The sequence below is a fragment of the Streptococcus parasanguinis genome, from assembly GCF_001074805.1.
GTDB classification, from domain to species: Bacteria; Bacillota; Bacilli; order Lactobacillales; family Streptococcaceae; genus Streptococcus; species Streptococcus parasanguinis_A.
Window position 1 is genome coordinate 1 of record NZ_JUPI01000118.1, and the last position, 26,564, is coordinate 26,564.

At 41.7% G+C, this 26,564-nt stretch carries 29 protein-coding genes; 6 read left to right on the top strand and 23 right to left on the bottom strand.

Translation table 11 applies throughout. The features are described 5' to 3' along the window. Positions 1–226: 226 nt before the first annotated feature. The 8 genes from ADI76_RS08165 to ADI76_RS08200 form a co-directional block, all read right to left on the bottom strand. A complete protein-coding gene (locus tag ADI76_RS08165; protein ID WP_049506401.1) occupies positions 227–1,318 on the bottom strand; it encodes a glycerol dehydrogenase in 1,092 nt (363 codons plus the stop codon). A 14-nt stretch (positions 1,319–1,332) separates the two neighbouring features. After that, positions 1,333–2,001 (bottom strand): fructose-6-phosphate aldolase, encoded by a 669-nt coding sequence (locus ADI76_RS08170; protein WP_049486453.1) that lies wholly within the window; start codon positions 1,999–2,001, stop codon positions 1,333–1,335. A gap of 15 nt (positions 2,002–2,016) precedes the next feature. Continuing rightward, positions 2,017–4,455: a glycyl radical protein gene (locus ADI76_RS08175; protein ID WP_049491043.1), complete on the bottom strand. Its 2,439-nt coding sequence runs from the start codon at positions 4,453–4,455 to the stop codon at positions 2,017–2,019. 141 nt (positions 4,456–4,596) lie between these two features. Beyond that, the gene (locus ADI76_RS08180; RefSeq protein WP_049515712.1) at positions 4,597–5,898 is read right to left on the bottom strand and encodes a PTS sugar transporter subunit IIC; all 1,302 of its coding nucleotides are present in this window, start codon (positions 5,896–5,898) and stop codon (positions 4,597–4,599) included. An 11-nt stretch (positions 5,899–5,909) separates the two neighbouring features. Beyond that, positions 5,910–6,218: a PTS sugar transporter subunit IIB gene (locus ADI76_RS08185; protein WP_013904534.1), complete on the bottom strand. Its 309-nt coding sequence runs from the start codon at positions 6,216–6,218 to the stop codon at positions 5,910–5,912. Between the two features lie 13 nt (positions 6,219–6,231). Further along, positions 6,232–6,555 carry a PTS lactose/cellobiose transporter subunit IIA gene (locus ADI76_RS08190; RefSeq protein ID WP_049486455.1) on the bottom strand — a complete coding sequence of 108 codons (324 nt, stop codon included), beginning with the start codon at positions 6,553–6,555 and terminating at the stop codon, positions 6,232–6,234. A 166-nt stretch (positions 6,556–6,721) separates the two neighbouring features. Then, the gene (locus ADI76_RS08195; protein WP_049486456.1) at positions 6,722–7,693 is read right to left on the bottom strand and encodes a sugar-binding transcriptional regulator; all 972 of its coding nucleotides are present in this window, start codon (positions 7,691–7,693) and stop codon (positions 6,722–6,724) included. Positions 7,694–7,707: 14 nt separating this feature from the next. Beyond that, entirely contained in the window at positions 7,708–8,451 is a 744-nt protein-coding gene (locus ADI76_RS08200; protein ID WP_048717589.1) for a DeoR/GlpR family DNA-binding transcription regulator, read from the bottom strand. A 130-nt stretch (positions 8,452–8,581) separates the two neighbouring features. On the opposite strand from ADI76_RS08200, the gene ADI76_RS08205 reads away from it, so the two are divergent. After that, on the top strand, positions 8,582–9,358 hold the full coding sequence (locus ADI76_RS08205) for a glycyl-radical enzyme activating protein (RefSeq protein WP_048691616.1): 777 nt from the start codon (positions 8,582–8,584) through the stop codon (positions 9,356–9,358). Positions 9,359–9,524: 166 nt separating this feature from the next. On the opposite strand, the gene ADI76_RS08210 is transcribed toward ADI76_RS08205, so the two are convergent. Beyond that, positions 9,525–11,420 carry a M13 family metallopeptidase gene (locus tag ADI76_RS08210; RefSeq protein ID WP_049515713.1) on the bottom strand — a complete coding sequence of 632 codons (1,896 nt, stop codon included), beginning with the start codon at positions 11,418–11,420 and terminating at the stop codon, positions 9,525–9,527. 192 nt (positions 11,421–11,612) lie between these two features. Between ADI76_RS08210 and ADI76_RS08215 the strand changes: the two genes are divergently transcribed. The 4 genes from ADI76_RS08215 (at position 11,613) to tpx (ending at position 14,688) form a co-directional block, all read left to right on the top strand. Next, positions 11,613–12,335, top strand: a complete 723-nt coding sequence (locus ADI76_RS08215) for a metal ABC transporter ATP-binding protein (RefSeq protein WP_049515716.1) — start codon at positions 11,613–11,615, stop codon at positions 12,333–12,335. Next, entirely contained in the window at positions 12,332–13,174 is an 843-nt protein-coding gene (locus ADI76_RS08220; RefSeq protein ID WP_003004302.1) for a metal ABC transporter permease, read from the top strand. Before ADI76_RS08215 ends, ADI76_RS08220 begins: the two co-directional genes overlap by 4 nt. Positions 13,175–13,185: 11 nt before the next feature. Beyond that, complete coding sequence (gene fimA / locus ADI76_RS08225; protein WP_049515718.1) at positions 13,186–14,115, top strand: metal ABC transporter substrate-binding lipoprotein/fibrin-binding adhesin FimA; 930 nt, start codon at positions 13,186–13,188, stop codon at positions 14,113–14,115. Positions 14,116–14,193: 78 nt separating this feature from the next. Beyond that, the gene (tpx, locus tag ADI76_RS08230) at positions 14,194–14,688 is read left to right on the top strand and encodes a thiol peroxidase (protein WP_049515720.1); all 495 of its coding nucleotides are present in this window, start codon (positions 14,194–14,196) and stop codon (positions 14,686–14,688) included. Positions 14,689–14,722: 34 nt separating this feature from the next. On the opposite strand, the gene ADI76_RS08235 is transcribed toward tpx, so the two are convergent. Further along, positions 14,723–15,748, bottom strand: a complete 1,026-nt coding sequence (locus ADI76_RS08235) for a DUF3114 domain-containing protein (protein WP_049515723.1) — start codon at positions 15,746–15,748, stop codon at positions 14,723–14,725. A 124-nt stretch (positions 15,749–15,872) separates the two neighbouring features. On the opposite strand from ADI76_RS08235, the gene ADI76_RS08240 reads away from it, so the two are divergent. Then, positions 15,873–16,526, top strand: coding sequence for a metal-dependent transcriptional regulator (locus tag ADI76_RS08240; RefSeq protein WP_049486458.1), 654 nt, complete (start codon positions 15,873–15,875; stop codon positions 16,524–16,526). A 21-nt stretch (positions 16,527–16,547) separates the two neighbouring features. Here the strand turns inward: ADI76_RS08240 and dtd are convergent, their stop codons facing one another. The 13 genes from dtd to ADI76_RS08305 all read right to left on the bottom strand — a co-directional run bounded on the left by dtd (position 16,548) and on the right by ADI76_RS08305 (position 26,532). Continuing rightward, the gene (gene dtd / locus ADI76_RS08245) at positions 16,548–16,991 is read right to left on the bottom strand and encodes a D-aminoacyl-tRNA deacylase (protein WP_049515725.1); all 444 of its coding nucleotides are present in this window, start codon (positions 16,989–16,991) and stop codon (positions 16,548–16,550) included. 313 nt (positions 16,992–17,304) lie between these two features. Then, positions 17,305–19,524 carry a RelA/SpoT family protein gene (locus tag ADI76_RS08250; RefSeq protein ID WP_013904522.1) on the bottom strand — a complete coding sequence of 740 codons (2,220 nt, stop codon included), beginning with the start codon at positions 19,522–19,524 and terminating at the stop codon, positions 17,305–17,307. 83 nt (positions 19,525–19,607) lie between these two features. Continuing rightward, positions 19,608–19,901 (bottom strand): hypothetical protein, encoded by a 294-nt coding sequence (locus ADI76_RS08255; protein WP_021154328.1) that lies wholly within the window; start codon positions 19,899–19,901, stop codon positions 19,608–19,610. Next, a complete protein-coding gene (locus ADI76_RS08260) occupies positions 19,888–20,286 on the bottom strand; it encodes a hypothetical protein (RefSeq protein ID WP_239683633.1) in 399 nt (132 codons plus the stop codon). The genes ADI76_RS08255 and ADI76_RS08260 overlap by 14 nt, the downstream gene beginning before the upstream one ends. Continuing rightward, entirely contained in the window at positions 20,280–21,596 is a 1,317-nt protein-coding gene (locus tag ADI76_RS08265; protein WP_049515728.1) for a hypothetical protein, read from the bottom strand. The genes ADI76_RS08260 and ADI76_RS08265 overlap by 7 nt, the downstream gene beginning before the upstream one ends. A gap of 2 nt (positions 21,597–21,598) precedes the next feature. Beyond that, positions 21,599–21,991: a DUF1310 family protein gene (locus ADI76_RS08270; protein ID WP_021154325.1), complete on the bottom strand. Its 393-nt coding sequence runs from the start codon at positions 21,989–21,991 to the stop codon at positions 21,599–21,601. A gap of 192 nt (positions 21,992–22,183) precedes the next feature. Next, positions 22,184–22,579, bottom strand: coding sequence for a DUF1310 family protein (locus ADI76_RS08275; RefSeq protein WP_021154324.1), 396 nt, complete (start codon positions 22,577–22,579; stop codon positions 22,184–22,186). A 144-nt stretch (positions 22,580–22,723) separates the two neighbouring features. Then, positions 22,724–23,116: a DUF1310 family protein gene (locus tag ADI76_RS08280; protein ID WP_049515730.1), complete on the bottom strand. Its 393-nt coding sequence runs from the start codon at positions 23,114–23,116 to the stop codon at positions 22,724–22,726. Positions 23,117–23,203: 87 nt separating this feature from the next. Next, the gene (locus ADI76_RS08285) at positions 23,204–23,947 is read right to left on the bottom strand and encodes a 16S rRNA (uracil(1498)-N(3))-methyltransferase (protein ID WP_049515733.1); all 744 of its coding nucleotides are present in this window, start codon (positions 23,945–23,947) and stop codon (positions 23,204–23,206) included. Between the two features lies 1 nt (position 23,948). Beyond that, the gene (prmA, locus tag ADI76_RS08290) at positions 23,949–24,899 is read right to left on the bottom strand and encodes a 50S ribosomal protein L11 methyltransferase (protein ID WP_152905780.1); all 951 of its coding nucleotides are present in this window, start codon (positions 24,897–24,899) and stop codon (positions 23,949–23,951) included. A 137-nt stretch (positions 24,900–25,036) separates the two neighbouring features. Further along, entirely contained in the window at positions 25,037–25,510 is a 474-nt protein-coding gene (locus tag ADI76_RS08295; RefSeq protein WP_049515738.1) for a GNAT family N-acetyltransferase, read from the bottom strand. Beyond that, positions 25,507–25,941 (bottom strand): NUDIX hydrolase, encoded by a 435-nt coding sequence (locus tag ADI76_RS08300; protein WP_049515740.1) that lies wholly within the window; start codon positions 25,939–25,941, stop codon positions 25,507–25,509. The genes ADI76_RS08295 and ADI76_RS08300 overlap by 4 nt, the downstream gene beginning before the upstream one ends. 48 nt (positions 25,942–25,989) lie before the next feature. Continuing rightward, the gene (locus ADI76_RS08305) at positions 25,990–26,532 is read right to left on the bottom strand and encodes a hypothetical protein (protein ID WP_049515742.1); all 543 of its coding nucleotides are present in this window, start codon (positions 26,530–26,532) and stop codon (positions 25,990–25,992) included. Positions 26,533–26,564 lie beyond the last annotated feature (32 nt).

A 26,564-nucleotide genomic window follows, 5' to 3' on the forward strand; every position in this document is an offset into this window, starting at 1 on the left:
CAGCGAACTTCGAAGAAGTTCCATGACTTAGTTTTGAGCCTAAGGTCTCAAAACTCCCGAGTGCCTGAAACAATTGTTTTCAGGCACTTTTCTCACGGCGGAAAGTTCCTAAGTATTTTTTAATGAGCCTTAAAAAGTATCTAATTTTAATTTTTTAGGCATCCATTAGTTTGTTTGATGTAAAAAATCAGTTTGTCTACATTATCTGTGAATGACAGATATTGATTTAGTCTAAACCTTGAACATAGGCATCTACTGCTACGATGGCTTGGGCAATATCAGAAGCCTTCACTTCAAATGGCATTTGATGGATGGTTTCTCCTTCGATGGTGGCTTGTTGACCAACTTTGAGAAGATCTTCATAACTTGCAGTTTCAAGATGCATTTCTTTCAGAGTCGTTGGCATACCGATTTGTTGATAGAAACGAATGTATTTGTTCAATTCTTCCTTCGGACGGTTTTCCAAGAACAATTGAACCAAGGTTCCATAGGCTACTTTTTCACCATGAGTCAAATGGTGGATGTCCCCAGTAAGGGCAGTAAAGCCATTATGGATGGCATGGGCAGCTGCTAATCCCCCACTTTCAAATCCAATCCCACTGAGAAGGGTATTAGCTTCAATAATGTTTTCAAGAGCAGGGGTTACGACTTTGGCTTCACAAGCAGCCATGGCTTGAAGACCGTCTGCAAATAAGGTTTCTTCACAACGTTGTGCAATGGCGACACCCGCTAAGGTTTGTCGTTGACCCAACATGGTTTTTCCATTGGCTTGCATTACCGCACGCGCTTCGACCCAAGTCGCTAATCCATCTGCGATTCCAGAAGCGAGCAAACGTTTTGGTGCTTGAGAGATGACTTTGCTATCCACCAAGACCAATTCTGGGTTTTTAGAATAGAAAATATAGCGAGCAAAGGCACCTTCATCCGTGTAGATAACTGACAAAGCGGAAACGGGAGCATCTGTAGAGGCAATGGTAGGAGCAATCACAACTGGTGATTTTAAAAGATCGGCAATAGCTTTCGCACTATCGATGGTCTTTCCTCCACCAAGTCCAATGACCAAATCACAGCCATTTTCTTCTGCCAAACTAACCACACGATTGATTTCGTTATCAGAAGCTTCTCCATTAAAGAAGACTGGCAAGACTGTAAATCCATACCGAAGGAGATATTTTTCAAATCGTTCTCCTACGATTTCATAGACTACTGAGTCGCATAGTAATACAGGATGACTCCCCAGTTCTAAAATAGGTTTTGCATTTTCAAATAAGGCATTTTCCCCTTGAATGTAACGTGACGGACTTGCAAAATTTCTCATATACTCCTCCTTTATCAAATTATATTCTGATGATGAATAGCTGACCAATCATTTGCAAAATCATTCACCGCTTTTTCAATTGACGGCATTCCAAAAGCCGCTTCAAAGACATCAGCCCCAGCAGTGATGGCTTGTGCCCCTTCTTTGAATGCTCGATTGACTTGACCGACATTCTTAAAGGATGCTGCTAGAATTTTGCTTGATGATTGATTTTTTTCGATTGAATCTGCCAATTGTGCTATTACCTGTGCTGAATCAATATTCAAGTTCTCCATTCGATTATAATAGGGAGCAAGGTAATCTGCGCCTGCTTCAATAGCCAAAAGACCTTGAAATACAGTATAAATTGCGGTTGCAGTAATTTTATAACCTTCTGATTTTAATGTTTTGATAGCTGCCAACCCCTCAGGAGTAACCGGAACTTTAATAAAAACATTTCCGCCACATTCTTGTCGAATTTTCGCAGCATCTTTTAAAATACCGTCATAATCTTTCGCAACAACTTGCACATGGATAGAAGGAGCTTCACCAATGATCTCCCGAACCTCATGAATCCGTTTAAAGAAATCGATTTCTCCTTCTTTTTTGGCAATTGTTGGGTTAGAGGTTACCCCAGCAAGAGGTAACACTCGAGCCCATTTTTTTATTTCATTTATATTTAAAGTATCAAGCATAAATTCCATATACATACCTCTTTACTATAGAGTATGCTCTGTCCGTCCAATAATATCATCTTGTGTAGCTCTTGATAGTACATTGAAGAAAGCTGAGTAGCCTGCAACACGTACAATTAAGTCACGGTGTTTTTCCGGATGTTTTTGAGCATCTAATAACGTTTCTCTAGAAACCACATTATATTGAATATGGTATCCATGTAGACGATTAAAGAACGTACGGAGTAAAGCAATAAGTTTTAATTTATCTTCTTCTTTGGCTAAAGTTTGTGGGTTTACTTTTTGGTTCAGTAAAACACCACCAACTATTTCATCTGTTGGCAATTTAGAAACTGATTTTAGAACAGATGTTGGGCCATGTTGGTCCATATTGTGGGATGGAGAGCATCCTTCTGCTAGTGGAGTTCCAGCATTACGACCGTCCGGAGTAGCTAATGTTCCACGACCTTGTCCTACATTGGCTGAAATAGAAGATGTACCTGAGTAACGGATACCACCGATTGGCCCACGTCCATAGCGAGTATTTGGATATTTAGCAATTTCATCCACATAAATATCGTATGCTTCTCGAACTAAGCTGTCTGCATAGTCATCATCGTTTCCATACTTCGGTGCATCATGGATAAGCATCTCTTGGATTTCTTTTCCACGTTCGCCCTCGTAATCGGTTTTCAGAGCATGCCATAGCTCTTGTGGTGTTAAGCGCCCTTCTTCAAATACCAGTTTCTTGATCGCTGCAAGCGAATCGGATAAGTTTGCAATACCCACTTGTAAACCAGAAATATAATCGTAGACAGCCCCACCTTCTTTTAGGTGTTTTCCACGTCCAATACAGTCATCTGTCAAAGCTGAACAGAGGATATCTGGCACTTCTCTTTCAAGAGATAGGTCGATAGAGTTTTCTACGATCACACTCATGCGGGTTAAGTGGCGTAAGGTCTTGTCCCATGCTGTTTGCAATTCATCGAAGCTCTTCATGTCTTTAAAGTGACCAAAGCTTGGTGCAAAGCGCTTGCCAGAAGCAGGATCGATTCCGTCATTCATCGTAATGAGCAAAACTTTAGGGAAGTTCATATAACTCATACCTGTACAGCGATATCCCCACTTACCTGGAACAGCTGTTTCTACACAACCAATTGCACTGTAATCATAAGCATCTTCTTCAAGCACGCCTTTTGAAATAAAGGATGGAATAATGATCTCATCATTATTGAAAGCAGGCATACCGAATCCGAGCTTCATAACTTCAATACATTCGTTCATGAAGCGGGCATCCAAACCAGCATGGTAACGAACAGTTAAGTTTGGTTGAGGAAGGTGAGTTTGAGCAACAGACTTCAACACTAAATAAGACAATGGGTTAACAGCGTCTTTCTTATCACGCGTTTGACCACCAATCGTAACATTTTGATAAAGCGGACTACCTGCAGATGAGAAGGTATGTGCTTGACTACGTACTTTGTTAATTGTAATAGTCTTAATCCAAAGGTTGGTCAAGCGTTCAACAATACTCTCTTCAGTTTCCCGTCCACTTTCCAAATCAGCTTTAACGTATGGATACATATATTGGTCAAAACGGCCATATGAAAGTGAGTGTCCATTTGATTCAATCTGAAGAATACATTGGATAAACCAAACAGACTGAACAGCCTCTGCAAATGTACTTGCAGGCTCGTATGGAACTTTTGAGCAAATCTCTGCAATTTCAAGCAATTCCTTCTTACGTTCAGGAGTTGCTGTCTCAGCAAGTTGTTTAGCAAGTTCAACAAATCGTTGAGCATAGGTCTTAACAGCATCAACTACGATAAAGATAGAATCGTAAAAATGGTACTTATCAATGCTAGCTGGATCCGTTAGATCTAGGGCTGCTTTAGCTTGGCGGGCTCTTTCTTCAAAACCTTTCAAGCCATATTGCAATAATTTTTGATAATTGACTGCTAAGTGGGCATCTCCTGAATTCATCTTCCCTTCCATACCGAAGAATCCTGTTTCCATATAGACAGATACTTCTTCAGGTAGAAGAGCTCCAGCTCTTGCACGTAAGTTATTATTTTCCCAGAACGGTGCGATACTACGGAGCTGCTCTTTCGTTTCTTCCGTAATATAGAAGACGTCACCATCCCGCTTTTCAAAAAGATCCAATTCCTTCAGAACGAACTCTAAAGTATATTCTGGGAAGATCGGAGCATCTTTATTAGAGGATGCTTGGTTTCCAGCAATCATGGATTCATCCTCAATATAGATTGTCATATTTTCAAGAATCTCTTTCAACATATAGGCACGTTTAAGAACATTTGGTTGTTCCTTATAACGATCATATGCCTTAGTTGCAAGAACGGCACGTTCAGCGTCGATATAAGGCTTCTTGTTTAAGACATCTTCACGATACTTATTCATGCGTTCAGTGAGGCTTCCAAAATATTCTGTTTTAATGCTTGTACTTGCTACTTCTACTTGTTTCATTTTTTCAAAACCTTTCTTTTGAAATTATTTTGTTTTCTTTCGTAACTATAGTAGCATTAAATTTTACGAATTTCAATGAATTATGGATAATACCTATAAATTCTATTCTAGTCGCACATCTGTGCACTCCTAATAAACGCACTATTTTTCAGCTTGTAATTCGTTGTTATAGGCAAGATTATCTTGGAATTTGAAGAATGGGAAATATACGACAGTCGAGGTTGCGAGAACCAGCACTTGAACGAAAGCACCTTGCCAACCTCCAACCATAAATCCAGAAATAATGGCTGGTGTACTCCAAGGAAGGGTCACACCTGAGAATGGATGCATGAACCCAATAGCAATTGAAGTATAAACAATTATCGCTGCTAAAATTGGAACGATAATAAATGGAAGGAACATCACTGGGTTCATTACAATTGGGAAGCCAAATACGACGGGTTCATTAACATTGAAGATTGCAGGAAAAGCTGCAACTTTCCCAAGTGCCTTATATTGTTTTGACTTAGCAGCAAATAACATAGCAACAACCAAACCAAAGGTTATACCTGATCCAGACAAAATAAGGAAACTATCTAGGAATTGTTGAGTTACAATGTGAGCACCATTTTCAACGGATAGCTTCCCAGCTGCCAACATTGATTTATTGGCATCCAGGTTAGAAAGTAGTAAGGCTGTTACTACACCATTGACAACTGATTGTCCGTGCACACCAAACCACCACAAGAACGAAATAAAGAAGGCAATTCCAATCGCTCCGTAAAGTGATCCTGTTAGACCTTGTAGAGGAACCTGAATGACATCATAGATCATTTCAATGAAAGTACCGCCACTTGTCACTACTTTTGATACGATATAGACAATCATTGATAGTAAGAAAATCACGAAAGCAGGAATCATCGCTTCAAATTGTTTGGCAATGGCTTGAGGTACTTGTTCTGGCATTTTAATAACAATGTGTCTTTGGATAAACACAGTATAAATCGCACCAACTACCAGACCTATAATAATAGCCCCGATAATCCCTTGACCACCAAACCATACTTTTGCAATGGCATCACCAATTGGTTCTCCCTTAGCTGGTACATAAGAAGATTTTAACAAGATAAAGTATGAAGATAGGGACAAAACTCCTGCTGGCAAGGGTTCTACTCCACTGTTTTTAGCATATGAATAAGCAATGGAGAAGCACGAAATTAAGCCCATGATGGCGAATGTTCCTGAATAAACCTGCATAAATGGCTCTGTCCACGTATCGCCAAATACACTAGCAATAGCCTGATTAAGGCCTTCAAATGGTAATTGCCCAATAATCAGGAACAAACTACCAACTACCGTTAATGGAAGGATCGCTAACATCCCATCTTTAAGAGCAATAATTCCTTTCAAGTTTACAAACCGCATGATTGGAGCGATAATTTTCTGAGAATTAAAATTAGACATGGGAAGCCTCCTTATTTTTCTCCTAGCAATTCTAGAGCTAGATTTAGTACTTTCTTACCATCCAACATCCCATAATCTGCCATAGGGATGACAGCAATAGGAATATGGTTTGCCTCACAAATCGCTTTTGATTTATCCAAAGTATAAGCTACTTGAGGGCCCAACAAAGCGACATCGATTTCAGGAGCAAAATCTGCTAATTTCGCTTGAGAATAGGCATCGATTTCAGCATCAATCCCTAATTCCTTAGCCGCCACCTTCATATTATTTACCAACATTCCTGTTGAAAATCCTGCTGCACAAAACAATCCAATTTTCATCTTCTTTTCCTCCTTATTGTTTCGCTGAAAGTTCTTTACGTAAGTCAATCATTTCTTTGATCAAGTTAATCTCTGTGATTGAAGTCATTAAGTGATCTTGTGAGTGCACAAACAAAGCTGTAATCTCTGTCTTTGTCCCACCTGCTTCCTGGGCTAAAAATTGTGTTTGCAAGTTATGCGCTTCTAGCAATGCTGCATCTGCTTTCGCAATTTCGTCTTCAGAAGATGTAAAATCGCCCTCCTTAGCATATGATAAAGCTTGGTAAATATGCTGTTTAGCATCACCCGCATTTAAAATCAATCCCATAATAATTTGGTCTGCAACAATTATTTCCATGTGCACTACACTCCTTTATCAATCTACTGAAAGCGCTTTTTCTATTGTCAATATACCATTTATATTTTTGCCGGTCAATAAAAATCACAACATTTGATTATTGTTTTTGTTTTTTGCACATTTGTGCTATTCAACTCAAAAAAATAAGGACTGCATTCCTGCTGTCCTATTTTTTAGTAAATTGCTGATCACCATCTAATTCTAAGACTTTTAAGATCGTTGCTTCATCTGTGACTAAATGATTGATATAGTTGGCTTTCAAAACCGATAAAAGTGCTTTTGCTTTCTGATCACCGTAGGCCAAAGAGATGGTGTTTGGTACCTCTCTCAATTCCTCCAATGTGATAGATATTGTTCTTTCCTGTAATTCAGGATAAACGGGGATACCTTCTTGATCAAAGAAACGACAGCATACTTCTCCTACAGCATGTTCTGACTCCAATTTCTTAAAATCATTTGATGTCAGCATATCAAACCACTGAGGATTCTTGCTATCTGCATAGCCACCAATCCCTACAGCCGCAACATCCAAACAACGCCAACTAGCTTTCAAATCCTCAAAATACTTAGAAGATAAGATGCCTTCCGTCACCTCAGAATTTTCTTGAATGACACTCGCGTTTATAAAATGACATTCCCCATGAAATTTACTCGCCATACTGTAGATCAGCGTATTGACATGGTAGCGAGCATGAATATGACTGGGACCTCCAGCTAGGGGATAAAACTGTACACCATCCAAGCGCTTCGTTCCAACTTGTTCTACCATTAATCTGAGAGACTTGCCCCATGAAAATCCGACTGTCATTCCATCTTCAATCAAATTACGAAGCATGACCGCACTTGCTTGCGCCAGTCGCTTTTCAAGGCTTTCTCGAGGTTCATCAACTAGATTCGGTATAATCTCGATAGCTTTTAAGCCATATTTTTGTTTGATATAATTTTCTAAATGGAAGAGGCGAGTATCAAAGTTTTCGATTTCAATTTTTACTACGCCCTCTTTCTTGGCCTCTGCTAGCATTCTGCTGACAGTTGTACGGTAGATTCCAGTTTCTGCTGCGATTTGCGATTGACTTTTGTCTTCAACATAGTATAGATAGGCTAATTTAGCAAGTAACTTTTTCCGTTCATCTTTCAATTGGCTTCTCCTTCTTATACTAAAGTTAAAATTGTTTGTGAATCCTCAAGTTTTTCTTTCGCTTCTTGAGATATATTCTTATCTGTTATGACTCTCGAAACTTGTGAAAGTGCAAATCGTCTGACAGTTCCACATTTCCCAAATTTACTTGAATCTGTTAAGACAATCACTTCTTTAGAAACATCGGACATAGCTTGAACAACTTCACTTCTCATCATATCTTTCCCAGTAAAGCCAAGTTCGTCATCATATCCGTCTACCCCTACAAAAGCAAAGGGAACTCTAAAAGAGCGGATTAATTCTTTCAAAAGCGGACCTACAGTCACTCTCGATTCTTTTTGAAATTCACCACCAAGTAGGATGATTTTACAAGAATCATATTCCTGAATATAATCTGCAATAAAGTAAGAATTTGTCACAATCTTGACATTCTTTTTTGTTTGGCAAATTTCTTCCGCTAGCAAGGCACATGTAGAGCCCGATTCAATCAAAACCGTGTCGTTATCCTTAATTAATTTAGCAGCTTCCCTGGCTATTCTTTTCTTGGTATCATATTGAAAGGACAGTCGAACATTGATATCATCTCCACTATTTAAAACAGCATAGCCGTGTTCTCTATGCAATAATCCTTTGGATTCTAGCTTGTCCAAATCCTTTCGAATGGTCACTTTAGAGACTTGTAATTTCTCAGACAAACTATTAACATCAATCTTTTCAAATTCCGATACTAATTTCAATATTTCATCTAAACGTTGCATTGTTTTTACCTCTTCTCTATTTTAGCAAATTTTCGAGTGAATTCAAAACAAAATAAACTTTCGTTCGTAATTGAATTAGTTTCTTAAATAATGTATAATGGACTTACTAGATTGATAGGAGAGCAAAAATATGGAACAAAATCGCGGCATAATCTTTAATATCCAACACTTTAGTATCCATGATGGTCCTGGAATCCGAACTACTGTATTTTTAAAAGGATGTCCCCTACGTTGTCCATGGTGCTCCAATCCTGAATCCCAGCGTGCAAATCCTGAAAAAATGTTGGATGCTGTTACTAAAAAGGAAACCATCACAGGAGAAGAAAAAACAGTTACCGAGATCATAGATGATGTCTTAAAAGACGTTGACTTCTACGAAGAATCTGGTGGTGGCCTTACCCTGTCTGGTGGAGAAATCTTCGCTCAATTTGAATTTGCCAAAGCTATCTTAAAAGCTGCGAAAGAAGTTGGACTTCATACTGCAATCGAAACGACAGCTTTTGTTGAACATGAGAAATTTGTCGATCTCATTCAGTATGTTGATTTTATTTATACAGACCTTAAACATTACAATACACTTAAACATAAGAAGGTTGTCGGAGTCAACAATCATCTGATTATTAAAAATATTCATTATGCCTTTGCTCAAAACAAAACAATCGTTTTACGTATTCCAGTCATTCCTAATTTCAATGACTCTTTAACTGATGCTGAAGAATTTGCTTCCCTTTTTAATTCTCTCAACATCGATGAAGTACAACTTCTCCCATTTCACCAGTTTGGAGAAAACAAATACAAGCTTTTAGGACGTCGCTATGAAATGGAAGGAATAAAAGCCCTGCATCCAGAAGATTTATATGACTACCAGCAAGTTTTTTTAGATCATGACATTCACTGTTATTTCTAATCCACTCAAAAATCCCCAAAACTAGTTTCAGTAGATTGAAACTTGGCTTTGGGGATTTTTATTTTTTTACGACCGTCGAGAAAAAGAGAGATTGACTGGTGGGTATGGCCCACATGGTCAATCTCCTATTTTCTTCTCGCTTTTTTTACGGGCTTAGTATCTTAGACTACCAAATGATCACACGATCTTCTGGTGCGCGCCACATGCCGTCTCCTTCTTTGACATCAAAGGTTTCAAAGAATTCGTCAAAGTTTGGTAATTGAACATTGGTGCGGAGTTTTCCTGGTGCGTGGACATCGACACTTGCGAGGAGTTGCATGTACTCTGTCCGAGCTTTCATGCGCCAGATGCGAGCAAAGTTGGTGAAGAATTCTTCTGCTGAGAAATCTTCCTCTTTCTTAGCGGCTTCAAGGGCTGCAGCGATACCACCGAGGTCTGCTACGTTTTCAGAAACGGTCAATTTCCCGTTGATCTTGGCACCGTAAGAGTCTTGTCCTTCAAACTGATCGATGACTTTTTGAGTCCGAGCGGTAAAGGCTTCGTAATCTTCTGGCTTCCACCAGTCTTTCAAGCTACCGTGCTCATCAAAGGATGCTCCATTGGTGTCAAAGGCGTGGGAGATTTCATGGGCAATGACTGCACCGATTCCGCCGTAGTTGGCTGATGATGATTGGTGAAGGTCATAGAAAGGTGCTTGTAAAATCGCTGCTGGGAAGACGATTTGGTTTTGTTGCGGATCATAGTAGGCATTGACCAGGTGGGCTGGCATGTGCCATTCGCTTCGATCAACCGGTTGGTTCCACTTGCTCCAAGTATGGGCAATGGAAATTTCGTAAAGGGCTTGAGCATTTTCAACCAAGGTCTTGCTTTCGTCGATGATCTTTTTGGCGTATGTTTCTGGTAATTTTTCAGGGTAGCCGATATGTGGTGTGATGACATTGAGTTTGACAATGGCTTTTTCACGAGTTTCAGGAGCGAGCCAGTCTGCTTTTTCTAAGCGCTCCTTATAGACGTCAATCATGGTCGCTACTTTATGCTCTACGTCTGCTTTTGCTTCTGGTGAGAATTTTTCGCCCGCATACCAGAGTCCAAGCGCTTGGCTATAAGGTCCTTCTGCCAAGGCCAGAGCTGCTTTTTCTTTTGGACGAGGTTCTGGAATCCCCGTGATCATCCGTCCATATTCACCAGACAAGACACGGATTTCTTCCGTCAAGAAAGACGTCCAATCTAAAGCTGCACCAAGTTTCAATTTGGCATGAATGGTTTCCCAGTTGGCTGCCGAGTAGTATTTTGGTGCGAATTCCTTCCAGAAACGCTCTTCTGGCACGATGATTTTATCCGGAGTTTGTCCGATCACTTCAGTAAAGAAGGCATCGAGTGGCAATTCTGGGACCAAGGCCTTGAAATCTGACCACTCATAAGGATGATAGAGTTTGTTGTACTCGGATCTTTCTTCATTTGACAAGACATATTTGGCCAATTCTGCATCCGCCGCAATGACCTTATCCAGGATATCCTTGATTTCTGCCTCTGAGAATTCAAATTTAGGTAAGAGTTTTTCCATCATTTGGCGCCAGATAGCCAGTAATTCTGGGCCTTTTTCGTTGCCTTCTTCATAATAGGTTGTATCTGGCAAGATGAGAGCAAGAGACTCTCCCCACAAGACATTCATTTGGGCATTCATAAAGTCTGGTGACACGCTAAATGGCAAGAGATTTGGTTTGCCAGCTAGCTCATAGGTGCCCAACTTGCTGGTATAGTCTTCAAAGGAAGATAAGGCCTTGATTTCGTTGATCAAGGGCATAGCTGGAGCCACACCAGCTGCTTCCCGTGCATCAAAATCTGCCACCATTTTGTGGTATTTGACAAAGTTTTGCAGAATGCTATCTTCAGGCAATTCTTCTCCTCGTTGCCATTTTCCGGTAATATCCAACATCAAGTTTTCGATATCTTGGATCAAGTCCATAAAACCACCGGTTGACGGTTTGTCATCTGGAATCACAGCTGTCTCAGCCCATGCCCCATTGACGTAATCATAAAAATCATCTTGTAAACGTACCATGATCTTCTCGCTTTCATTCTTTTGTAATAACCTTATCAAAAATAGGAACTTTTTTCAATGATTTCAAGAGATTTAAGTTGAATTATTTTAAAAATTAACTTGACTTAACTTTTTATTCGTGTATAATTATTTCAAAAATTAACTTGACTTAATTTTTTTATTCATGTATATTAATGGTAAAGGAGCAAAATCATGATTCAATTTGAACATCTCAGTGTTGCTTACCAGCAAACACTGGCCTTGGAGGATCTTTCCCTCACCATCCAGGGTCCAACCATCCTAGGCATTCTTGGCCCCAATGGGGCTGGAAAATCAACCCTAATCAAGGCCATGCTAGGACTTCTCCCTCATGCGGGAAAGGTCCAGCTCGATCAAAAAGATCTCAGCCAAGTTCTTCAACGGGTGGCCTACGTCGAACAGAAATCCGCTATTGATTTCCACTTTCCCATCACGGTGAGAGAGTGCATCTCACTGGGTCTTTATCCCCACCTTTCTATCTTCAAGAGAAAAAGCAAAGAAGATCTCCAAAAAGTGGAAAATGCCTTGAAACTTGTCAATCTTCTTGATCTAGCGGATCGCCAGATCGGCCAGCTTTCAGGAGGGCAATTCCAACGGGTGCTGATCGCCCGCTGCTTGGTCCAAGAAGCGGATGTCATTTTTTTGGATGAGCCCTTCGCAGGGATTGACTCTGTCAGCGAAGACATCATCATGCAGACCCTCCAGACCTTGAAACAAGAAGGCAAGACCATTCTGATCGTCCATCACGACCTCAGCAAGGTCCCAGCTTATTTCGACCAGGTCCTCCTCCTTCATCGTAAACTGATTGCATTTGGGAAAACAGAGGAAACCTTTACCAAAGAAAATCTGCATGCAGCCTATGGGCATGAACTCTTTATAGGAGGTGGCGTCGGATGATTACAGAATTTATCGATGGATTACAGCAATTCCACTTCTTACAGAATGCCCTGATCACAGCCATCGCCATCGGGATTGTCGCTGGAGCCGTTGGATGCTTCATTATTTTAAGAGGCATGTCTCTCATGGGAGACGCTATCTCACACGCAGTTCTTCCTGGTGTGGCTCTCTCCTTTATCCTGGGCATCAATTTCTTTATTGGCGCTATTGTCTTTGGCCTCCTGGCGTCCGTCCTTATCACCTATATCAAGAGCAACTCCATCATCAAGAGCGACACTGCAATTGGGATTACCTTTTCTTCTTTCCTCGCCTTAGGAGTCATCCTGATTGGAGTCGCTAAAAGTTCCACCGACCTTTTCCACATCCTCTTTGGGAATATCTTGGCCGTCCAAGACCGGGATATGTGGATAACCATCGGTGTTGGTGCTGCGGTCTTGCTGGTGATTGTCCTACTCTTTCGACCCTTACTGCTCACATCTTTTGATCCTGTTCTGGCTCAATCCATGGGCGTCCGGGTCAAGGTCTATCACTACCTCCTTATGGTGCTCTTGACCTTGGTTTCTGTCACTGCTATGCAGAGTGTCGGAACCATTCTCATCGTCGCCATGCTCATTACACCCGCTGCGACAGCTTATCTCTATACCAATAGTCTCTGGTCCATGATGCTCCTTTCATCCGGATTAGGTGCTCTTGCATCCATCCTGGGACTCTTTATTGGCTATAGCTTAAACATCGCCGTCGGGTCTTGTATTGTCCTCACTTCTGCTGTCTTCTTTCTCATCAGCTTCTTTATCGCTCCTAAGCAGAGAAAGAATAAGCACGCTCTTTCATCTCATTAAAGGAGAAACACATGAAAAAAACCGCTTCTATCCTCGCCCTCTTTGTGGCGCTCTTATTTGGTCTGTTGGCCTGTAGCAAAGGCTCTTCTTCTGGAGCTTCTGGTAAATTGAAAGTGGTCACCACCAATTCAATCCTTGCAGATATAACTAAAAATATTGCTGAGGATAAGATCGATCTGCACAGTATCGTTCCTGTCGGCAAAGATCCTCACGAGTACGAACCGCTTCCAGAAGATGTCAAAAAGACTTCGCAAGCAGACCTCATCTTCTACAACGGGATCAACCTCGAAACCGGTGGCAATGCTTGGTTTACTAAATTGGTCAAAAATGCCAATAAAGTTGAAAACAAAGACTATTTCGCAGCTAGCGACGGAGTCGACGTCATCTACTTGGAAGGCCAAAACCAAGCTGGAAAAGAAGACCCTCACGCTTGGCTCAATCTCGAAAACGGGATACTCTACGCTAAAAACATTGCCAAACAATTGATCGCAAAAGATCCCAAAAACAAGGACTTCTACGAAAAAAATCTAGCTGCCTATACTGAAAAACTCAGCAAGCTCGACCAAGAAGCCAAACAAAAATTCAACAATATCCCAGAAGATAAGAAGATGATTGTAACCAGCGAAGGCTGCTTCAAATACTTCTCCAAAGCCTACGGCGTCCCATCTGCCTATATCTGGGAAATCAATACGGAAGAAGAAGGCACACCTGACCAAATCAAAACGCTGGTAGAAAAGCTCCGGCAAACCAAGGTACCGGCCCTCTTTGTCGAATCCAGTGTCGATGAACGCCCTATGAAAACTGTCTCTAAGGATACCAATATCCCGATCTATGCAAAGATCTTCACTGATTCTATTGCCAAAGAAGGAGAAAAGGGCGATAGCTACTACAGCATGATGAAGTGGAACTTAGACAAGATCGCAGAAGGATTGAGTCAGTAGACCATTCAGATTTCTAAACAAATCAGTGGCTCTTCCCCCTTCATTGATGTACAATGAAAAGAAAAAAGGAGTCTTTTTATGGCAACATTTTTAGGAAACCCTGTGACCTTTACCGGATCTCAACTTCAAGTAGGGGAAATGGCCCATGATTTTTCATTGATCACTCCAGCTCTTGAGAAGAAATCTTTAGCTGATTTTGCTGGCAAGAAAAAAGTCCTCAGCATTATCCCATCCATCGATACAGGTATCTGTTCGATGCAAACACGTCACTTCAATCAAACCTTATCGGATATGGAAGACACTGTCGTCTTGACGGTCTCTGTCGACCTTCCTTTTGCTCAAGGCAAATGGTGCGCTGCTGAAGGGCTCGACAATGCCATCATGCTCTCAGACTACTACGACCATTCCTTCGGGAAAGCTTACGGCCTCTTGATCAATGAATGGCATCTACTTGCGCGCGCTGTCTTGGTCTTAGATGCAGATAACAAGGTTACTTACGTTGAATACCTAGAAAATATCAACAGCGAACCAAATTACGACGCTGCAATCGAAGCCGTCAAAGCACTTGGATAAATGAAAAAAGAGGTCTGCGACCTCTTTTCCATTGCTATAAAATCCGATGGAGTCCATTCTGTAGGAGGACGCGCCAACGTAAGCGAGGGATGCCTCTGAGGAAACTCCGCACGCGCTGTGCCACTTGTTGCTTGTAGCTCTTGCCTCCTTGTGCAAAGACCCCTTTTCGACTCCAGTAGCCTTCGACACTGCGATCATTTTTAGGGGCTAGATAGCGAACACCTTGACGATAAAGGACCTGCTTCCGAAAGGCTGGGTCCCAAGCTTTGACGGGGTCAATATCCAAGTCCTTATGGGTCCGGCCCCTAGCCAGCCCGTAGTTAAAACTAGCCCCATTGACAATGCCATTTTCAGAAACTTCTACTGGATCGACTTCATTGAGAAAACGCCCGGCTTGATCGAGAATATACTCCGTATGGAAATTTAACAAGACCTTGAAATTGACTTGTTGGGAGGCCCCTGATGGATAATGAAGGTGACCATCTGGCCCTAGGGAGACCTTATTGTGAAGGCGGGCAGCCGCATAAGCTTCCACCGTGACCGCTCTAGCCTTTTGTATGTAAGCTTGTAAGGCCTCCTCGTCAGTCTGTCCAGCTCTGGCCTTATGCGTCCGAACCCATTGGGCTTGGTAACTTGAAAGTAGGTAGCGTAACTGGTGAACCTGGCGTTTCAAGAGCTGATCTCCCGACTGATCTGCTAAGGGATCCTTTTCAAAGGCGATTTGCACGACGTGTGAAAAAGCCTTCCAAAAGTCGGAACCTGGCGGACAATCTGGAGCCATCCTACTCAGAAGAAAGGCTGTTTCTTCACAAGTTCCGGACAGGTCACTTGGCATAAGAAGAATTTTCATGACTCCCCTCAGCAAGTCTTGGGCAGCCGTTTCCGTTAGATCCTTGATCTCTTGAAACCACATATTTTGAAACAGAGGACTGGCAAAGAAAAAGACAGACTGGTATTGTTCTTGGTAGGCTTGTGGATCTTTCAATCCCTGCAAGTGCTTCTCTAGATAGGCTAAACTACTCTCTCTCCAGCCTAATCTCACTAATTCCCGTCTGTTCATAGTGCCGTCCTTTCTATGCTTCTATACTACCATCTTTTGGAGCTTGAGACAATTCTCATTACTCCACTAGCGTTTTTGAAGATTTTTTTGATATACTAGAAGTGAGCGAAGAAAAGAGGAAAGCATGACACCAAACAAAGAAGATTACCTCAAGTGCATTTATGAAATTGGCACAGAAGTAGACAAAATCAGTAACAAGGAAATCGCGAGTCGCATGCAGGTCTCTCCACCCGCTGTGTCCGAGATGATTAAGCGTATGATCTCTGAGGGCCTCTTGGTGAAAGATAAAACCCATGGGTATCTACTAACGGATCTAGGATCGCAGTTGGTCTCTGATCTCTACCGCAAGCACCGCTTGATCGAAGTATTTCTTCTGGAAAAACTTGACTATACAACTGAAGAAGTCCATGAAGAGGCAGAAGTTCTCGAGCATACCGTTTCTGAACATTTCATTGACCAGCTGGATCACATGCTTGGAACTCCTAAGACCTGCCCTCACGGTGGGACAATTCCAAAGAAAGGCGAAAGGCTTGTCGAAGCCTACCAAGACCGTCTCAGCGAAGCGACCCAACCTGGTCTGTATATTCTGCAAAGGGTCCATGACACCTATGAATTGCTAAAATTCTTAGACCAGATCCATCTCCAGATTGGGAATACTATCGCGTTTCAACGGTATGATGACTACACAGGCCTCTATCACTTAGTCATCCATGGACAAGAAATTTCTATCAACCAAGTGATCGCCCAACAACTCTATATCGAAAAACATGCAGTCTAATCCGACTGCATGTTTTCTTACTTATGAATTTTTTGTATCTAACAAAATCGTCACTGGACCATCATTGATCAATTCAATCGCCATATCGGCCCCAAAGATCCCTCGTTTGACAGGGACTTCTTTTTCTAATTGATCATTAAAGGCATCATATAACTGACTGGCCATATCTGGCTTGGCAGCCCCTGTAAAAGCAGGACGGTTGCCTTTTTTGGTATCCGCAAAGAGGGTAAATTGAGAGATCGATAAGATTTCCCCTTGGATATCTTTGACCGAAAGATTCATCTTATCTTCCTCATCTGAGAAAATACGCATCTGCGATACCTTGCGAACCGCATAATCCAAATCCTTCTGGTCATCCTCAGGCCCCACTCCCACTAGGAGCAACAAGCCTTGCTGGATCGCATTGTAGACTTGACCATCAATGGAAACTGAGGCACTCTTAACCCGTTGAATCACTAATTTCATTTGATTATCCTATTTTATAAATCTATTTGGCATTCACTACTAACCTTCAAAGAACATCAACTTCAGACAAGGCAGTGAGACGTAGACAGTACTGAAGTACGGCGAGACGAGCTAACCAACTAATAAAAGAGTTCTGACCATGTTCTACTTGCTTCAAAGAAAATCGGCTCCAGACAAGGCAGTGAGACGCAGGCAGACTATCCGAAAACCAAAGGCTGTTCAGTTGCTTTTAGGGCAAGGCAGCGAGACACAGACAGTACTTCAGTACGGCAAGGCGAGCTAACGAAGCTATAAAAGATAACTGAGTAGCCGATTAGCCGTTGGTACGCTTAACAGAGTAAACCTCCGGCACACTCTTAATCTTATCCACAACCGTTGTCAACATCGATAGGTTCGGAATCCCAAAGGAAATGTGGATATTGGCAAATTTCATGTCTTTGGTTGGTTGGGCATTGACAGTTGAGATCATCTTAGCTGTATTGGAAAGGACTTGGAGTACATCGTTAAGAAGTCCGGCTCGGTTGAGTCCGTAAATATCGATGTGGGCGATATAGTCTTTGGTCGTGTTGTTATCTTCCCATTCTACATCGATCAAGCGTTGCTCGTAGTTGTCTTGAGCGCGAAGATTCATACAGTCTCTGCGGTGAATCGCGACCCCACGTCCTTTGGTGATGTAGCCGACAATTTCATCGCCTGGAACTGGGTTACAGCACTTAGCAATCCGAATCAAGAGGCCAGAAGCTCCTTGGATAACCACGCCACCTTCGTGACGGACCTTGAGGGTGTCTTTTTTATTTTCAACCTTGACCTCGCCACCTTTGACTAGCTCTTCTGCTTCTGCGCGTGCCTTAGCCCGCTCTTCTTCTCGGCGTTCATCCTCCGTCAAGCGGTTAAAGATGGTAATAGCCCCAATCTCTCCAAAACCAATCGCCGCAAACAAGGCTTCTTCTGTCTTATAGCTTGATTTTTGTAGCACTTTGTCCATGTGCTTTTTGTCCATGAACTTATTGGCTACCAAGTCATGCTCGTGGAATTGGGCCATCAAGAGGTCACGGCCACGGTTAATAGACAATTCCTTGTCTTGATTTTTAAAGAATTGACGGATCTTGTTGCGTGCCTTGCTAGTTTTAACAAGGGTCAACCAGTCACGACTCGGACCAAAGGAATTGGCATTGGTGATAATCTCCACCTGATCTCCCGTCCGAAGTTTGGTATTGAGGGGCACCATCCGGCCATTGACCTTAGCACCAATCGCTTTTTCCCCAACTTTGGTGTGGATTTCATAGGCAAAATCGATCGGTCCGGAATCTTTGGGAAGCGAGCGCACAGTTCCATCTGGAGTGAAGACGTAAATCTCTTCTGCCAGGATGTCTTCTTTTACATTTTCCACGAATTCCTTGGCATCGCCTGACTGGTCTTGGAGTTCCATCATCTCCTTGATCCAGTTCATCCCAATAGCAGATTCCTTACTGTTGACTTGACCTTTGATGCCTTTTTTGTAAGCCCAGTGAGCCGCAACCCCGTATTCGGCAACCTCGTGCATCTCCTTGGTTCGGATCTGGAATTCAATCGGTCCTTTAGGGCCATATACAGTCGTATGGATGGACTGGTAGCCATTGGCCTTCCTGTTGGCAATATAGTCCTTAAAACGCCCCGGCATTGGCTTCCAGAGCTCATGGATGTATCCCAGCATGGCATAGACATCGCTTGGAGTATCCAGGATACAGCGAATGGCAATCAAGTCGTAAATTTCATCAAAGCGTTTCTTTTTATCCTGCATCTTGCGATAGATCGAGTAGATATGCTTTGGTCGACCGTAGATTTTCCCATGTAAGTGGCGTTCCCCAGCATAGGTCTCAATCTTGTGGACAACCTCTTCGACCAACTCTTCTCGCTCGCGACGTTTTTCCTTCATCATATGAGAAATCTTGTAGAATTCTGTCTCATTCAAATAACGGAAAGACAAATCCTCAAGCTCCCACTTGACACTGGAAATCCCGAGACGATGGGCTAGTGGCGCATAGATCTCCATAGTTTCACGAGAAATGCGTTCTTGCTTATCCTTGCGCAAATGCTTGAGGGTGCGCATATTATGCAAGCGGTCAGCCAATTTAACCAAAATCACACGGATATCTTGAGACATGGCCATAAGCATCTTGCGGTGGTTTTCCGCCAACTGCTCTTCGTGGGACTTGTACTTGACCTTCCCGAGCTTGGTCACCCCATCGACGATCACGCGCACATCATGACCAAATTCACGCTCAAGGTCATCCAAGGTCGCGTCCGTATCTTCCACGACATCATGCAAAAAACCACAGGCAACCGTCACAGCATCCAGTTTCAGCTTAGCAAGGATTCCTGCCACTTGAATCGGGTGAATGATATAAGGCTCACCAGACTGACGGAATTGGCCACTATGGCAATCAACAGCATAAACCAAAGCCTTTTGCACAAAGGCAACATCCTCAGGTGATAAATATTTTTTTGTAAGGGCAACGACTTGGTCCCCAGTTAAATTCTCTTCTTTCGGCATTCATTTTCTCCAGTTTCTTGGATACTATTTTAACACTTTTAGAAGCAGATGGGAACCAATGAAGCTACTTTAATATACGGTTACTACTTTGTCTTACAAAACTCTTGCAAAGCGTTTAACTCCAATTTCTTTCTTCCAACCCCTTCTTTAACAGAGTTTGAAAATTTTCCAGCCAAATCCTTATCAATACTTCCAATGACCTGATCTAGAGAACTTTCAAGTTCTGTTAAATTCGATGAAATTCTACTTTTTATACCTTGTTGATCAATTGCTGCCTTGGTTAAGGCAATTTTCCCCATAAATTTAACACTAATAATAGCTGCCATGTAACGCTTATCTTCATAAGTCAGATCATTTAAAACATCAATTTTCGACATATAGTTCCTTTCTCAATCTTGCAATATCCTTGGCACATGTTTCAGAAACCTGCTGTAGTTCCTTTTGTTTCAGCTGATGTATTTGCTCCAAATGAGCTAACTCTCCATAGTAGTCCGAATTCAATTTCTCATAAACATCTGATAATTCCTGAAAATAATCCGATAAGCTACCCGTACTTTCCATCGTCTTAGAGAAATATATAACTTCCTCTTCCATCATTTCGATGTTCTGTTTTGTAAAGCAGAACTGGTCATGAATCTGATTCATTCTGTTTTCCAGTTTATTCATCTCCATTTTCAATTCTTCTTCAGTCCTATTCCATTTTTCTTCCACTTTTCTAATCGCGTTAATACATTCAAACTCTTTGTTTCCCATTTTTACCATTGCAATTGAAGTTGGCTTGCTAGAGCAATATCTGTACCTACAACAGTTGCAATCCCTTTCGCTATGTCTGTTGATAGACTAAAAATACTTTCTTTTATTTTTAGAGTATCTTTTTTGATTTTTTCTAATTCTGTGATGCGATTGATCTCAATCGTTTCTTTTGTTGCACCAACTTGAGCAAGTGCATTGATGATATCACTCTCTGTACATCGGCTTCCTGATACAGTGGAACGACAAGAGGCTAATAATGTATCCCAAGTCCCTTTCACATCGGCAATCCCGAAATCACAGACAGCTAAAATATAATCTGAGGCAATAAGAGCAAACTCCTTTAACGACTCCACTATCCCCATGGCTTGAATGGTGTCCATGGAAATGAGGTCACTTCCGGAAAGCCCTCTCTTTTTCCAAGACTCCAATGCTTGTTTCTTTAACTGCAGTTGTTCTTTCGCCTGCTTTACTCGAGCCAACCGATAGTCATCTATGCTCTCTTCTTTGACGTTCAAGTAGCCAGCCTTGTAGTCGTAACCTCCCCACATATGTTGTTTTCCTAAATCGCCTGCATCCTTACTATCAATTCGAACAAGTGTCCCAACAACACCCTCATTCCCTTCTTCAGAATGTTCCCATGTGACCAAGTCACGCTTGTCTATAAAATTGTAAATTTTATATTTAATTTTATCGACCTGTTTCTTTTCCTCATCACTTAGCTGTGGATAAAGGTTGGGCGCCTCATATATATATGCCTCATCAACTCTATTTAGATACTTATCTTCCAGAGATCCAAGTGAAGCTTGGAGATTTAAGCCCCCTAAAGAATGGGCATAAAATTTGAAACGCGCATTCGGATATCTATCCATTGCTGCTTTTACTTCTTTCGAAGCCGCGTCAAGCTGGGAGATTTTCCCTGTTTTGATCCCAAGTCTTTTAGCCATTGATATTTGTAATGCAGTTGGAGCATCGGTGAGCACCCAATCATCTACAGCCCCCATGAAATTTTTATCAAATTTAGCTTCCGATCCCTCAAACAAAATTGTTACTTCATGCACATCTTCTGGTCTGGTTTCATGAGTGATTTTTTTATCTGTCACAATATATCCATTTAAACCAGATAGAGCTCCTTGAAACCGTGCTTTCAAGTCTTCGAGAGAGGAAACCATATCCTCTTCTGGTGCCTGGCCAAAAACTTCAGAAACATAGCCTATTGTTTTTTTCTTATTATCTGTATCAATTTTTACTTTATTTCCAACTTTGTATTTCGTATATTCCTGCCATGCAATATCATTCTTTTGTTCATCATTAAATACCATTTTTAATCTCCTATTAGATTCTGTAGTTCTGTAGACTCAGACATCCCTACAGATCTAATCGGGCCATCTTCACTACTCTTCCTCAATCCCATACTTCCAGTTATCTCTTTATTTCCATTTATAGTCACTTCAAACATTATCCCCCCCATTGGATTGTGTTCGATCGTTTCATCATTAATTTCATACGATTGGATCTTACCTTTTGGCGTCAAGGCATCTGGATCTGTTGCCTTTAGTTCTTCTTCTATCAACTTTTCCACTTCCTTACTATGCACGATCTGAACCATTTCATGTTGAAAATCAAGATGGTTCTTTACAAGTAGACCTCCCCATAGCAACACTCCTAATAGCAACACTCCAAATATATAACGACCGATTTTTCTTTTTGGTTTCATTTTCATCCTCCATAAATTCCTAGTAGTATCACTTTACACTATTTAGTTTTCAAATTTATTACTCTTACTTTAATAATTCGTAAAAATTTTCAAAAAAAGATCCTTTTAAAAAATTTTTTGTAAATATACAAAGCGCTCAAAGAAAATATATTTCATATTCGAATCGAATATTCTTTTCATATATTTTGATGATCATTTCTTTTCTACCAGATCTTGAAACTCAATAGATTTACTCACTCCCACTTGTTCGATTGGTGCATCCTTACTATCTTTTCGTAATCCAAAATTTTCGGTTATTTCTTTGTCTCCATTAATGATGATACGAAACATAATCCCTCCCATTGGATTGTGTTCAATCGTTTCACCATCAATTTCATACGATTGGATCTTACCTTTTGGTGTTAAGGCATTTGGATCCAACTCCTTCAGTTCTTCTTCTATTAGCTTTTCCACTTCCTTACTATGGACAATCGGAACCATTTCATGTTGAAAATCAAGATGGTTTTTTACAAGTAAACCTACCCATATCAAAATTCCTAATAGCAACACTCCAAATAGATAACGACAATTTTTTCTTTTTGGTTTCATCTTCATCCTCATAAATTCCTAGTAGTATCGCTTTACACTATTTAGTTTCCAATTTTATTACTCTTACTTTAATAATTTGGAAGAAAGCTAAATAAACAACCCGATTGCTCCCATTGATGATTGATTTCCCCGAAAATATCAAGCTTACTCTTCCATAAGTTTTTGAAGACCTACAGAGGTATCCATCCCTACAGACTCAATAGGGCCATCTTCACTACGCTTCCATAATCCCATACTACCTGTTATTTTTTTATCTCCATTAATTATTACCTCAAACATAATTCCTCCCATCGGATTGTGTTCGATCGTTTCGTCATCAATTTCATACGATTGAATTTTTCCTTTTTCTGTAAACGCATCCGGGTCTTTCTGTTTCAAATCATGTACAATTAACTCTTTCACTTCTTTACTATGTACAATTCGGACCATTTCTTGTTGGAATTCTAGATGATCCCTTACTTTTGATCCTACCCAGATCAAGATCCCAACAACTAACAAAGAAAATATCAAACGTCGTCTGTTCTTTCTTTTATTCATATGCACCTCTCCTCAATATTATAATTCGTAAAAATTTTTGAAAATAGAAGATTTTTGTAAAAAAAACGAAGTGATTCCTTCACTTCGTTAGTTCATTAATTCTGTAACAACACTCACGGCGCTGAGGGCATAGAGTGGTGCGGTTTCTGCACGGAGAATGCGAGGTCCAAGGCCTGCAAGGACTGCTCCTTTGGCTATAAAACTTTCAATTTCTACAGGGGAGAGGCCACCCTCTGGTCCAAAGATAAAGAGCAGTTTGCTTCCAGCTTCTAGTCCGGTCAGCGACTGAAGTAAAGCTGCTGCCTCTCCTTCTTTGGCTGACTCTTCATAAGCCACTACGATAGAGTCAAACTGGTCCAGTTGGGCTAGAAAGTCTGCCTTTTTCTCAAAAAGGGTAATGCTCGGGACATGATTCCGCTTGCTTTGCTCGGCTGCTCCAAGGGCGATTTTTTCTAGTTTCTCAACTTTTTTACCCAATTTCTTGCCATCCCACTTGGCAACTGACCAATCGGCAGGAAAGGCCCAAATTTGACTAGCACCCAGTTCCGTTACTTTCTGAGTGACAAACTCCAGCTTGTCTCCCTTGGGAAAGCCTGATGCAATGGTCACTTGAACTGGTAGTTCTACATTGTCAGCTAATTCTTCAACCAACTCAAACTGACGTGCTTCCACATTTACTACGCGCGCCAAACGCTTGATCCCATCATCAAAAACTAGTGTAACTTCGTCATCCTCTTTCAAGCGCATGACCTGAAACATGTGCTTGCTGGTCTCCTTGTCCTCGATAGTGACAGGTGAGCTAGCCAAACCTTTTACAAAATACTGCTGCATGCTAGCCTCCAATCACACCGGAGATATCCTTGGTCTTCTTGAAGACACAGGCATTCCACTCCCCTTGGATCATGTGGGTTTCAAGGAAAAATCCAGCCGCTTCTGCTGACTCACGCACCATGCCCCACTTGTCCTTGATAATGCCACTCATGATCAGGTAGCCTTCGTCCTTGACCAAACGATAAGCATCATCCGTCAGATGAATGAGGATATCCGCCAAGATGTTGGCCACGATGACATCTGCCTCGATTTCCACTCCTTTAAGCAAATCACCTGGGGCCACATGAATGTTTTCCATGCCCGGATTGAGCTCAATATTTTCCTGAGCGACACGAACCGCTACATCATCCAGATCATAGGCAAAGATTTCCTTAGCACCCAGAAGTGAGCTAGCAATAGAAAGGACACCGGAACCTGTCCCCACATCTAACACTGTCTCGCCACCACGAAGAACCTGCTCCAAGGCAAAGAGGCTCATCTTGGTCGTCGGGTGAGTTCCTGTTCCAAAGGCCATACCAGGGTCCAGCTTGATAATCTTTTCTCCCGCAGTCGCCTCATAGTCCGTCCATGACGGCACAATGGTCAAGTCATGAGTGATGCGAGCTGGTTCATAGTATTTCTTCCAGTTGTCGGCCCAGTCTTCCTCAGCCAGAGCAGTCGTCCCCATCTTGACCTCTCCCAGATCCATAAAGTCTGTCAATTCTGCTAAGCGAGCCTGCAAGTCTGCTTCAACCGCAGCTACATCAACCGTCTCCGGGTAGTAGGCGGTCACCACGATTTCTTCTTGCTGCTCGATATCAGGAAAAATCTCACCGAAGCGGTCGACATTTCCCACATAGTCCATACTGTCTTCAATCGCAACACCCTGAGCACCTAACTCGATCAAGAGATTAGAGACTAGTTCCTCTCCCTCACGCTTGACTGTAACTTTTAACTCTTGCCATGTTTCCATCATTAAGATACCAAGCCCGTAAAACACAAAGCCAAAATAGGAAACTCTCTGAAGACACTTGTGTCTAAGAGAAGCTTATCTTTTTGGCACCGTGTTTAGGGCGGGTTCAGTTTAGAAATTTAACCGAACCGTCCTTTCTATTTCTCTATCAATTTTTTCATGTAGACCATATCCATGCCTTCTTTTTCAGGCTCGATATGGGTTTGATGGTAGCCATTCTTCTCGTAGAAGGCGACCATGCCTGCATCCTGTAACACCGTACACAAATCCCATTGTCTAACGGTTGAAAATTCCTCTTCTAGCAAGCATAATCCTTCAGATCCATACCCTTTTCCCTGATACGGAGGCTGAATCGCTGCGGTCCCCAACCAAGCTTCCGTTAACTCTTCATTGGTCTGAATTCGTAAAAAACCAATCTTCTCTTCGTTTTCTTTCACAAAGTAGTAATAGCTATAGGGTCGCTCAACTAATTTCCATTTAATTCGCTCGCGATCTTCTAGATAGGGATCATATTCATCTTTGTATTTGTCATAGACTGCCTTAAAACTGGCTCTTTGAATGGCAATAATGGTTTCTAAATCCTCTGCTCCTGCTTTCTCAAGTCTTATCATAAACTTTTCTCCACATAATCTCTCACTCGTTCTTGTAATTGGGGAACGACCCGATCTGACGCCAAAAACTCTTCAAGTCTCACTAACTTATAGCCCTGTCCCTCGTCTCCAAAGACAATACTGTCAAACTGTTCCTGTGTCAATTTCCCAACTAAAAAGACGGAGTTTTTGTTCTCATCTAACATGCTGGGGTAGATCCAAGACCAAACTATGTCATCTTTCAATAGTTGGATGCTCAATTCTTCATAAACTTCACGCGCCACACACTCAAAAGGACTCTCGTCCCCTTCGCGGCCACCACCTGGCAACTCCCACAGATTGGCCCAAGGAATGGTTGGTTTGTCATCGCGTAAGATGGTCAAAATTCGCCCATCACAAATCAAAGCAATCTTACAACCCGTAAAATTCAAGTGTTTATCCAATAACTCCATGATGATGACCTTTTCTTATCATAACTACTACTCTATAGAAAAACCTAGCTAGCTTTCTTCAATCACCTTTTGGCACTCTGCATCCCAGTACGCCTGCCATCTGCCATGTTTTTTAGCAAAATAAACCGTAAACTCATCATTTACATAATCTGCAACATAGCGAAGATTAGGAGGATTTTCATCAAAACTTAATATCCAAGGATGGAAGTAAAAGGTTTTCTCCCACCTCTTCTGAGTATAGCCGAGATTCTTGGCAAACTGAGGGATAGGTTGTTGCAACTCGCTTTCCAAATGGGACTGAATGGCATTGTCAATACTATTTAAACGAGCTAATAGTTGTTGAAACTGGTCTTCTTCTTCCGTATTAAAACCAACTAGAAATTCAAATTCCGCAAAGTCTTCAGGAAATTCAAGTTCTGTGACTGTACCATCTTCTGCATAGCGCCCCTCCTCATCGACAAGGCGACGAGTTCCAGACTTCAATACTCGCTCGAAATCTAGGTCTGCAAAGCGATTGCGGGGAAGAATATCAACTGACGGCTCAGTTTTAGCTGACCTTCTCCTGAAAAACTGTTTAACTTTTTCTAGCATAGTCTCCCCCTTCTCCTTGAATTCATTATTTC